The organism is Limnohabitans sp. 2KL-51 (assembly GCF_003063645.1).
In the GTDB taxonomy this organism is placed as follows: domain Bacteria; phylum Pseudomonadota; class Gammaproteobacteria; order Burkholderiales; family Burkholderiaceae_C; genus Limnohabitans_A.
The window spans coordinates 1-8,401 of sequence record NZ_NESJ01000038.1; the positions used below are offsets into that span (position 1 = coordinate 1).

Below are 8,401 nucleotides of genomic sequence, written 5' to 3' on the forward strand. Positions count from 1 at the left end.
CGTACTTTGATAGGTTGGGAGTGCCAAGGCTGTCATGACCTCAAGCTCTCGAACCGCCGGGTGCGGACCCGCATGCCCGGTGGTGTGGCAGGGGTGGCTGCAATAATTGCGGCCCCCCTATGCCGATTTAACGGCCGAAAAGTCGCGTTATTTTGCGGCTGAGCTGCGCAAGACCGGGCAGCCTCTTCCAGCCGGTGCCAAGGTGCTGGAGGTGGGGTTTGGGCAAGGCAGTTTTTTGGCTTATGCCCGCAGCCAGCAGTGGCAGGTGACGGGAACCGAGCTGAACCCGCATTTGGTGGAGCGCGGCAAGGCCATGGGCCTGGATGTGCACCAGACGCAAGACTTGGCCCAGTGGGCCGATGGCAGTTTTGATTTGGTGGTGGCGTTTGATGTGCTCGAACATGTGCCGCCCGCCGAGGCTTTGGCGTTTTTGCGGGCGCTGTTGCGTGTGCTGAGGCCTGGGGGCTGTGTCTTGCTGCGCTTTCCAAATGCCGACTCGCCTTTTGGCTTGGCCCACCAAAACGCCGATGTGACGCACCTGAACGCCATTGGCCGTGGCAAGGTTTTGTATTGGGCGCAGGTGCTGCAGGCCGATGTGTTGGCCCTGCGCGGCCAGGCCCAACCGCCTTGGGGCGTCTGCCCCGTGCTCACCCTCTGCCGCCTGGCCGTTTGGCCCGTGCGCACCTTGCTCAACCTGTGCGTCCGCGTCTTCTTTCTGGGTGGTGCGCCGATTGACTACAGCGCGGCCAACATCGTGGCTGTGTTGCGCAAAACGAGTTAATTGGGGTCAGATCCCGATTGTTTTGTCATCCCGGACCTGATCCGGGATCCATGGTTGGCGGGGGGAGATGGATGCCGTTCTACGGACCGTTTGTCGCCATGGTCGATGTTGGTAACATGAAATTTTACATATAACAATTTTATTGTTATAATAATTTTCCATGTTAGATAGACCTTTACCTCTGCAAGCTGTTCAGTACCTTAACCAAATTTTGGGCCAGGGGGCAGTGCGCCTGCAGCCGAGTTTGCGAACAGCTGAGTTGCCCTACTTTGTGCAAGACGCCTACGACATCGTGGCCGGCAGCGTTCATGGGCATCCAATCACGCTGGCCTGCCTCAAGCACGCCCTACCTTTGTCGGTTGAGCAGATCGAGCGAAGCACGCAGCGCATCCGAGATGCATTTCAAACACCTTTGATTGTGGCGCTGCCTGGCCTGAGCCCGGGTGAGCGCAAGCAATTGATTCAACGCAGCATTGCCTTTGTGGTGCCTGGTAAACAATTGTTTGCGCCTATGCTGGGCATGGTTTTGAGTGAGCAGTTTGGGTCGCCCACTTTGCAGCGGCAAGCAAAGCATCTGAGCCCCTCAACCCAAGCTTTGCTGATTTGGTTTTTGTTGCACCACCCTGTAGATGAGGTCTGGCACCCCTTTGATGATGCCGCTGCCATGGGGTATGCCGCCATGACGGCGACGCGGGCAATTCGTGAGTTGGTGGCGTTTGAACTTTTTGATTTGTTGCAGCAAGGCCGCGCCAAATATCTGCAACTCAAGGAAAGCCGTCGTGCGTTGTGGGATCTGGCCAAGCCGTTTTTACGCTCGCCTGTGCAAAAAACCTTGTGGACTTTCGATACAGGCATCTTGGCCCTGCCGGGTGCTGTGGTCGCTGGCGAGGATGCATTGGCTCGCTTGACACTGCTTAATGAACCAGGGCAGCACGTGGTCGCTGTTTCATCGTCTGCGCTTGCTTTGGCTGGGCAGCGGGGTGTGTTCTTTGAGCCCAAAGAAGTAGCAGGTGGCGTGGCGGTTCAGGTCTGGCGTTATGAGCCGGCCATGCAGATCAAAACCCATGTGGTTGACCCCCTTTCTTTGTGGGTCAGTTTGCAGGGCAGTGCCGATGATCGGATTCAAATGGCCCTGGACGAATTGGAGGAGCAGTTTCCATGGTGAAAGGTCTGTCGGTATTTCAGGACTGGTTCAAGGATTTCGAGGACCAGTATGTGTTGATCGGTGGTACGGCAGCCAAGATCACGATGGCGCAGGAGGGTCTGAATTTTCGTGGCACCAAGGATCTGGACATCATCTTGCACATCGAAATGCTCACGCCAGAGTTTGGCCAGAAGTTTTGGGCGTTTGTGCGGGCAGGCGGGTATCAACTTCAAGAGGGTGAAGTCCAGAAAAAGCCTTGCTTGTACCGGTTCCAAAAACCGATGGAAGACGATTTCCCTTACATGCTGGAATTGTTTTCAAGGGTGCCAGCTGAGTTGAGCTTCACCCCTCCCGGTCATTTGACGCCTATCCCATTTGACGAGCAGATCTCCAGCTTGTCCGCTATCTTGCTGGACGAAGATTACTACCGGTTCGTGCTCGATGGCCGTCGCAACAAGCACGGTCTTCCTTCATGGGTCGGCGAGGACAGGCTGATTCCCTTGAAAGCCATCGCATGGATGGAGATGACACAGCGCGTGCTAGCGGGTGAGGTCATTGACTCCAAGAAAATCGGCAAGCACCTTGCTGATGTGGTTCAGTTGTCTGCACTGCTCACACCTGGCGTCCTGATCGAAGCGCCGTTGAAGGTGCGTAAGGACCTGCAGCGATTTGCCAGTCTTGTTGCCAATTTGGATTCGAGCAAATACGCGGTTGCGCTGGATCGAATATCTGCAGCTTTCGGTTTGGTACGGTGAGGGTTGACAGAGTATTTTTATTGTCCTGGACTTAAAAATTGGGTTCAAATAATTGGGTTCAGATCCCGATAATAATTGGGGTCAGATCCCGATTGTTTAATAATTGGGGTCAGATCCCGATTGTTTTGTGATCCGGATCCATGGTTTGCGGGGGAGGGGATGGACCCCGCATCGAGTGCGGGGTGACAGAGAGCACGTTCAAGGAGCCTTCGGGCTCCTTGCTTGCTTCTGGGGTATGGTTTTGATTTTTAGGGGTTTGAGTGCCATGGTTTTGATGCGCAGCGCTTGGGTTTTGGCCATGCTGGCGGTGACTGTGCTGGCCTTGCTGCCCGTTGAGCATTTGCAGTTGCCGGTGTTTGACTGGTGGGACAAGGCGCAACATACCTTGGATTTTACTGTTCTGACGGCTTGGGCTTTGTGGATTTGGCCGATGTTCGTGCCGCGCGTTTTGCTGGGCATGCTGGCGTATGGGGCAGGCCTGGAGTTGGCGCAGTGGGCCGTGGGCTGGCGTTTTGCCGAATGGGCCGATCTGGCGGCCGATGCGGTGGGGGTGGGCTTGGCTTGGGTGCTGTGGAAAAAAGCTCAAGGGGGCAGCGCCAAGTGATGGGCATTCAGATCGGCCCCAACACTGCCTGTGAGCACATAGGATGAGCAAAACACATGCGGCAAGTTTGCAAATGGCTTCAGGCTGCTCACATTTGTCTATACATTTGTGTATGATTTACCCATGAGAATTTCAGGGTTTGATTGGGATAACGGTAACTGGCCAAAGTGCGGCAAGCACGGCGTCACAAAAGAGGACATCGAAGCCGTCCTTTGTGGCACACCAGCCGTTATGGCTGACCCTCATCCTGACGAACCCCGCATGCGGGCCATTGGTAAATCAGCAACGGGACGGTATGTCTTTCTTGTGTTCATGTTACGGAAATCCGGGAATGACACTGTTTTAAGGCCTATCAGCGCCCGGTTCATGCATCAAAAGGAAATTTCGCACTATGAACACCAAATCAAAGCCCATGCCCTCTCTGCGAAGCGATAAGGACGCCGAGCAATTTGTAGGCACTGCAGACCTGTCAAAATTTGACCTGTCGGGCTTCAAACCCATGCGATTCGAAATTGAAGCGAAGTCAGCAGCATTGCATTTGCGTTTGCCACAAGCTCTTTTGGAAGCCGTGAAAACCCGGGCTCAAGCTCAAGGTATCCCTTACACCCGTTATGTCCGGATGTTGCTGGAAAACGACTTGGTGAAATCGCGCTGAGCTATAAAAAGAAGGTCATTAATTGGGGTCAGATCCCAATTGTTTTTTCACGTTCAAGGAGCCTTCAGGCTCCTTGCTTGTTTCTGGGGGTATGGTTTTGATTTTTAAGGGGTTGGATGCCATGGTTTTGATGCGCAGCGCTTGGGTTTTGGCCATGCTGGCGGTGACTGTGCTGGCCTTGCTGCCCGTTGAGCATTTGCAGTTGCCGGTTTTTGATTGGTGGGACAAGGCGCAACATACCTTGGCTTTTACTGTTCTGACGGCTTGGGCTTTGTGGCTGTGGCCGATGTTAGTGCCGCGCGTTTTGCTGGGCATGCTGGCCTATGGGGCGGGCCTGGAGTTGGCGCAATGGGCCGTGGGCTGGCGATTTGCGGAGTGGGCCGATCTGGCGGCCGATGCGGTGGGGGTGGGCTTGGCTTGGGTGTGTGTTGCCTGGTGGCGGCGGCGTGTGTGATGCTTTGCGGGGGATACTTTGACTTGACCTGCTTCTTGCTTTAACCTTGATGTATGAACACCATCATTGAGTCCAATAAAGACCAGCTTCGCGCTTTGGCGCTGCGCTACGGTGTGGGTCGGCTCAGTGTGTTTGGTTCAATGGCTCGAGATGATGCCAACGCAGCCAGTGATGTCGATTTGTTGCTTGAAAATTCGGAGGGTTTGACGGGTTTTCAGTTGGGGGCTTTGCAAATGGATGCGCAAGACTTGTTGGGCCGCAAAGTTGATCTGTTGACTATCCAAGCACTGCACCCCTTGTTGCGTGAAAAAATTCTGCGCGAGGCTGTTGTCCTGTAATGCAGCAAGGACCGGAGGCCGACAAAATTTATGTGGCTCACATGTTGGAGTGAATAGATCGCGTTCTGGCCTACACAGAGAACGGTCAAGAGGTCTTCATGCAATCGAGCTTGGTCCAGGATGCAGTTATTCGCAATCTGCAGACCATGGCCGAGTCCAGCCAGCGACTCAGCGAGCCAACCAAAAGTTTGACACCCCAAACGCCATGGCGCGCAATTTCTGGTTTCAGAAACATCATTGTTCATGACTACCTTGGGTTGGATCTGGATGTGGTGTGGAGTGTTGTCGAAAAAGAGTTGCCCGCTTTGCAATCAACCCTTCGGCAATTGCAGCCGCTGATTTGAATCATTAACTCTGAAGCCGAAAGAATTGGAGTCAGATCCCAATTGAAAGAATTGGGGTCAGATCCCGATTGTTTTGTCATGGCGGGCGGAGCCCTGCATTCGGTGCGTGATTTCAGATACTGGTCCTCAACCAATGTGACAGGGTTTTTTAAGGTGCGAGACTTGATGAGGGTGGTCCATTGGACTACATTGGACACGCGACGCAGCTAGGGTGAGGAGCGTTACCAACTGACTGGCCGCATTGCCGGACGTTTGTTTGTTTTGGTCTATACACCGCGTCATGAAGCTTTGCGAATCATTTCTGCACGCAAAGCCAACCAACGAGAGATACAACATTATGAAAACCGTTCGCATCAAGATTGATGTTCTTCGCCCCGATGCGAAGCCTACAGGTCGAGTTGACCATCGCCAACTTGATGCAACGACAGAAAGTGATGTCGCCATTCAACTGGCTGCCGATGAGGCCGAGGCGATGCAGGACGCCGCCAAGTTCGCGCGGCGTGTTCGCAGGCGTCTAGGGTTCAGCCAGGCTGAGTTCGCCAACCGCATCGATGTGTCCCTGCAGACCATTAGGAATTGGGAGCAAGGCAAGCGTTGTCCAACGGGTGCTGCCAAGGCGCTTCTGAAAGTACTGGACAAAGCGCCTGAGGCTGCTCTGGCGGTGTTGCATTAATTGGGGCTACATGAATTGGTGAATTGGGGTCAGATCTCGATTTATTGGTCCTGGCGAGCGAAGCGCGGCAATTCATGGATCGCTTCGTGCCTTGCGATGACAGCATAAGGAACTCTAGGCATTTCTTGACATAAATTCGTTCAAAGACGAAAATGAAAAAATTCGAAATCGAACATTTCTTGAGACCCGAGGACGGTCGGGACGTCTTTTTGGCGTGGTTGCAGGGACTTCGCGATATGCGGGCGAAAGTAGCCGTGATTCGCCGAGTTGCCAGAATGGAAATGGGTAACTTCGGTGATCACAAATCATGTGCATATTGGAAAATCTTTCAGGAGTTGAGATGACTAGCAGATCACATGATGACGCGATGGCTGAGTTGTACCGTCAAGATCCTGCTTTGGCGCTGCAGGTGATGAATGACATTTTGGAAGACCCGGAGTCAGAACAGTCCGAGTTGTTGGTGGTATTGCGTCAGATAGCAAAGGCCCATGGAGGTGTTCAGGCATTGGCCACCAAGGTCAATCTGAACCCAACGCAGCTGTACCGGACGCTATCGCCGCAGGGTAATCCGGGCTTGAGCAGTTTGATGGCAATCTTGAGGGCGCTGGGCTTGCATTTAGCGGTTCGCCCGTTGGGTGAACAAGCGCTGTAAATTGGGGGCAGATCCACTACTGTCCGGAGATTTCTGGGAAAAGACAAAACTGGGCTTCAGGCTCCCCGGTTTCATCGTTTAGCAACTGTTCACCGAGCAGTTCGGCCAGCGGCTTGACCTCGAACAAGGACAAGCTGAGGACCTGCAAGATGGCGTGCATTGACCCCTCCAACGCGAGTCTTTTTTGACAATGGCCACCACCACGTAGGTGCATACAGCGCACCAAAATCCAGGTCCAGCCCAAAAGCTTCTTGGCCGTAAAGGCTGCGAGCAACACCGATGAGGTGCATGGCAAAGTCTTCAAAGATTCGGCAATCTCGTCGCTCGTTGGCATCGGCCAAAGTGGAGCGGGCAACTTGGCTGCGAAACCCTGCGTGGTAAAGCTTGCGCGAGTGAGAGCCCAAGCAAAGCTCAATGTCACGCATCGCCCGGGGTGACAGGGTATTTTTGTCGTCCCGGACTTGATCCGGGATCCATGGTTTGCGAGGGGGGGGGTGGACCCCGCAGGTTTTGATGTTGAAGGGCCCCAAGGGCGACTTTTTAGTTTGGCAGAGGATGCCATCTTGCTTTATCATGAAGTATCAAGATGAAAAATGATGGGGATGACGATGACGACCAACGTACGCGAGAAGTTTTCTTCCCAAGCGGCTCCCGATGTGCTGCTGGCTCTGCGACAAATTGCCGAAAATCAGGGGCGTCAGTTCCAGTCGGTGCTTGACGAGGCTTTGCGTGACTTCATTGACCGTCAGCAAAAAGAGCGCCCGCGACGCCATGTGATGGCCGCTTTTGCGTCCAGCCTTGATGAATTCGACCATCTCTACCGCGAACTGGCAAAGTAATACGTGGTGCTCGATTACCTGACCGTCGCCGACGTGCTGGGCATGCACACGGTGTTGATGAAACGATTTGGGGGTGCGATGGGGGTCCGCGATCCTGGTGCGCTCGAGGCAGCCCTGTTTCGCCCGCAAACAGGCTATTACGACGATATCGTGGCGGAGGCAGCGGCGCTGCTGGAAAGCTTGGCCATCAACCATCCATTTGTGGATGGGAACAAGCGAGTTGCCTTTGCCGCTGCCGATGTGTTTTTGCGCATCAACGGCTGGGGGCTGCACCGTGCGCCTTCGCAGATACATGCGGAGATGATCCAAATGTTCGAGTCTGGCACTTTTGACATCGCCCACTTGGACCCATGGTTGCGCGGGTTTGCCGAGTACCACACCTCATAAATTGGGGTCACATAAATTGGGGTCAGATCCCAATTGTTTTGTCATCCCGTACCAGATCCGGGATCCATGGGCGCTTGCGGTCGCAGCTGTGGCATTCGCTGTAAAGTGATACTTCGAAATACAATCAGCAAATGCAAGTCGAATTTACGCAACATGCTTTGGATCGAATGGTCGAGCGTGGTATCACGACCGATGAAGTGCTTTTCACTTTGGATCATCCACTTCGCATCATTGACGCGTAAAATGAAAGATTCGAAGCGCAGGGCTGGATCGAGCGCGCTTTAAAGCGCATGTTGTTGAGGGTTATTTGTGAAAATGGTGTGGTTGTCACTGTGATAACCGTCATGACGACAAGTAAGTTCGAAAAATACGGAGTGATCCCATGAAAATTGAATACGACCCCAAAGCTGACGCCATGTACATCCGCTTGCTTGCGGGTACCGTTGCTGAGAGTGATGAGCTGCGTCCCGGCGTGGTGTTTGACTTTGACGTTGATGGCCGCGTTTTGGGTATCGAAATGCTGGATGTGAGCCAACGAACAGACAAGCCCCATGAGCTTGCTATGGAGTTGGTGGGTATGTGATTTAAATAATTGGGGTCAGATCCCAGTTGTTTTTCCACGTTCAAGGAGCCTTCGGGCTCCTTGCGTTTTGTGCGCCCAGCATGGGCGCACACCTGCGGGTGCAAGTCCCGCTGCGAGCTGGTCACAGTGAGCAAAGTGAAACGCAACTGCGTGAGGGTGACCGAACGTGGGAAGGAAGCGTGGATCGTAAAT

Annotated in this window: 15 protein-coding genes and 2 pseudogenes; 16 read left to right on the forward strand and 1 reads right to left on the reverse strand. The window is 53.8% G+C overall.

Annotated elements, in window-relative coordinates:
* Positions 1–106: 106 nt before the first annotated feature.
* From B9Z49_RS21110 to B9Z49_RS21170, 12 genes and pseudogenes are all read left to right on the forward strand, one after another.
* Positions 107–781: a bifunctional 2-polyprenyl-6-hydroxyphenol methylase/3-demethylubiquinol 3-O-methyltransferase UbiG gene (locus B9Z49_RS21110; protein ID WP_108355413.1), complete on the forward strand. Its 675-nt coding sequence runs from the start codon at positions 107–109 to the stop codon at positions 779–781.
* Positions 782–941: 160 nt separating this feature from the next.
* Entirely contained in the window at positions 942–1,946 is a 1,005-nt protein-coding gene (locus B9Z49_RS21115; protein ID WP_146188587.1) for a hypothetical protein, read from the forward strand.
* Positions 1,940–2,680 (forward strand): hypothetical protein, encoded by a 741-nt coding sequence (locus tag B9Z49_RS21120; protein WP_108355415.1) that lies wholly within the window; start codon positions 1,940–1,942, stop codon positions 2,678–2,680. The genes B9Z49_RS21115 and B9Z49_RS21120 overlap by 7 nt, the downstream gene beginning before the upstream one ends.
* Before the next feature lie 265 nt (positions 2,681–2,945).
* Complete coding sequence (locus tag B9Z49_RS21125) at positions 2,946–3,284, forward strand: VanZ family protein (RefSeq protein ID WP_146188588.1); 339 nt, start codon at positions 2,946–2,948, stop codon at positions 3,282–3,284.
* A 123-nt stretch (positions 3,285–3,407) separates the two neighbouring features.
* Complete coding sequence (locus tag B9Z49_RS22600) at positions 3,408–3,719, forward strand: BrnT family toxin (protein WP_108355417.1); 312 nt, start codon at positions 3,408–3,410, stop codon at positions 3,717–3,719.
* Entirely contained in the window at positions 3,697–3,939 is a 243-nt protein-coding gene (locus B9Z49_RS21135) for a BrnA antitoxin family protein (RefSeq protein ID WP_199225134.1), read from the forward strand. Before B9Z49_RS22600 ends, B9Z49_RS21135 begins: the two co-directional genes overlap by 23 nt.
* Before the next feature lie 121 nt (positions 3,940–4,060).
* Positions 4,061–4,393: a VanZ family protein gene (locus tag B9Z49_RS21140; protein WP_199225135.1), complete on the forward strand. Its 333-nt coding sequence runs from the start codon at positions 4,061–4,063 to the stop codon at positions 4,391–4,393.
* Between the two features lie 53 nt (positions 4,394–4,446).
* Positions 4,447–4,731, forward strand: a complete 285-nt coding sequence (locus B9Z49_RS21145) for a nucleotidyltransferase family protein (RefSeq protein ID WP_108355419.1) — start codon at positions 4,447–4,449, stop codon at positions 4,729–4,731.
* Between the two features lie 65 nt (positions 4,732–4,796).
* Positions 4,797–5,075, forward strand: coding sequence for a DUF86 domain-containing protein (locus B9Z49_RS21150; protein ID WP_255418940.1), 279 nt, complete (start codon positions 4,797–4,799; stop codon positions 5,073–5,075).
* A gap of 222 nt (positions 5,076–5,297) precedes the next feature.
* A pseudogene (locus B9Z49_RS21155) lies at positions 5,298–5,438 on the forward strand (BrnT family toxin); the annotation flags it as partial.
* Entirely contained in the window at positions 5,413–5,748 is a 336-nt protein-coding gene (locus B9Z49_RS21160; RefSeq protein ID WP_108355420.1) for a DNA-binding transcriptional regulator, read from the forward strand. The pseudogene B9Z49_RS21155 and the gene B9Z49_RS21160, both read left to right, overlap by 26 nt.
* Before the next feature lie 340 nt (positions 5,749–6,088).
* The gene (locus B9Z49_RS21170) at positions 6,089–6,400 is read left to right on the forward strand and encodes a DNA-binding protein (protein ID WP_108355422.1); all 312 of its coding nucleotides are present in this window, start codon (positions 6,089–6,091) and stop codon (positions 6,398–6,400) included.
* Positions 6,401–6,630: 230 nt separating this feature from the next.
* Here B9Z49_RS21170 and B9Z49_RS22360 read toward each other — a convergent pair.
* A pseudogene (locus tag B9Z49_RS22360) lies at positions 6,631–6,828 on the reverse strand (IS4 family transposase); the annotation flags it as partial.
* Positions 6,829–7,008: 180 nt separating this feature from the next.
* On the opposite strand from B9Z49_RS22360, the gene B9Z49_RS21180 reads away from it, so the two are divergent.
* From B9Z49_RS21180 to B9Z49_RS21195, 4 genes are all read left to right on the forward strand, one after another.
* A complete protein-coding gene (locus tag B9Z49_RS21180) occupies positions 7,009–7,239 on the forward strand; it encodes a hypothetical protein (protein ID WP_108355428.1) in 231 nt (76 codons plus the stop codon).
* Between the two features lie 6 nt (positions 7,240–7,245).
* The gene (locus B9Z49_RS21185) at positions 7,246–7,626 is read left to right on the forward strand and encodes a type II toxin-antitoxin system death-on-curing family toxin (protein ID WP_233254756.1); all 381 of its coding nucleotides are present in this window, start codon (positions 7,246–7,248) and stop codon (positions 7,624–7,626) included.
* A gap of 131 nt (positions 7,627–7,757) precedes the next feature.
* Positions 7,758–7,868, forward strand: a complete 111-nt coding sequence (locus B9Z49_RS22605) for a DUF4258 domain-containing protein (RefSeq protein WP_108355425.1) — start codon at positions 7,758–7,760, stop codon at positions 7,866–7,868.
* A gap of 140 nt (positions 7,869–8,008) precedes the next feature.
* A complete protein-coding gene (locus tag B9Z49_RS21195; protein WP_108355426.1) occupies positions 8,009–8,209 on the forward strand; it encodes a DUF2283 domain-containing protein in 201 nt (66 codons plus the stop codon).
* Positions 8,210–8,401 lie beyond the last annotated feature (192 nt).

Excerpts from the sequence above, each read along its gene's own strand:
- B9Z49_RS21180 (WP_108355428.1), top strand. The coding sequence starts at position 7,009 with ATGACGACCAACGTACGCGAGAAGTTTTCTTCCCAAGCGGCTCCCGAT.
- B9Z49_RS21170 (WP_108355422.1), top strand. The coding sequence starts at position 6,089 with ATGACTAGCAGATCACATGATGACGCGATGGCTGAGTTGTACCGTCAA.
- B9Z49_RS21115 (WP_146188587.1), top strand. The coding sequence starts at position 942 with ATGTTAGATAGACCTTTACCTCTGCAAGCTGTTCAGTACCTTAACCAA.
- B9Z49_RS21145 (WP_108355419.1), top strand. The coding sequence starts at position 4,447 with ATGAACACCATCATTGAGTCCAATAAAGACCAGCTTCGCGCTTTGGCG.
- B9Z49_RS22600 (WP_108355417.1), top strand. The coding sequence starts at position 3,408 with ATGAGAATTTCAGGGTTTGATTGGGATAACGGTAACTGGCCAAAGTGC.
- B9Z49_RS21160 (WP_108355420.1), top strand. The coding sequence starts at position 5,413 with ATGAAAACCGTTCGCATCAAGATTGATGTTCTTCGCCCCGATGCGAAG.
- B9Z49_RS22605 (WP_108355425.1), top strand. The coding sequence starts at position 7,758 with ATGCAAGTCGAATTTACGCAACATGCTTTGGATCGAATGGTCGAGCGT.
- B9Z49_RS21120 (WP_108355415.1), top strand. The coding sequence starts at position 1,940 with ATGGTGAAAGGTCTGTCGGTATTTCAGGACTGGTTCAAGGATTTCGAG.
- B9Z49_RS21195 (WP_108355426.1), top strand. The coding sequence starts at position 8,009 with ATGAAAATTGAATACGACCCCAAAGCTGACGCCATGTACATCCGCTTG.
- B9Z49_RS21140 (WP_199225135.1), top strand. The coding sequence starts at position 4,061 with ATGGTTTTGATGCGCAGCGCTTGGGTTTTGGCCATGCTGGCGGTGACT.
- B9Z49_RS21125 (WP_146188588.1), top strand. The coding sequence starts at position 2,946 with ATGGTTTTGATGCGCAGCGCTTGGGTTTTGGCCATGCTGGCGGTGACT.
- B9Z49_RS21135 (WP_199225134.1), top strand. The coding sequence starts at position 3,697 with ATGCCCTCTCTGCGAAGCGATAAGGACGCCGAGCAATTTGTAGGCACT.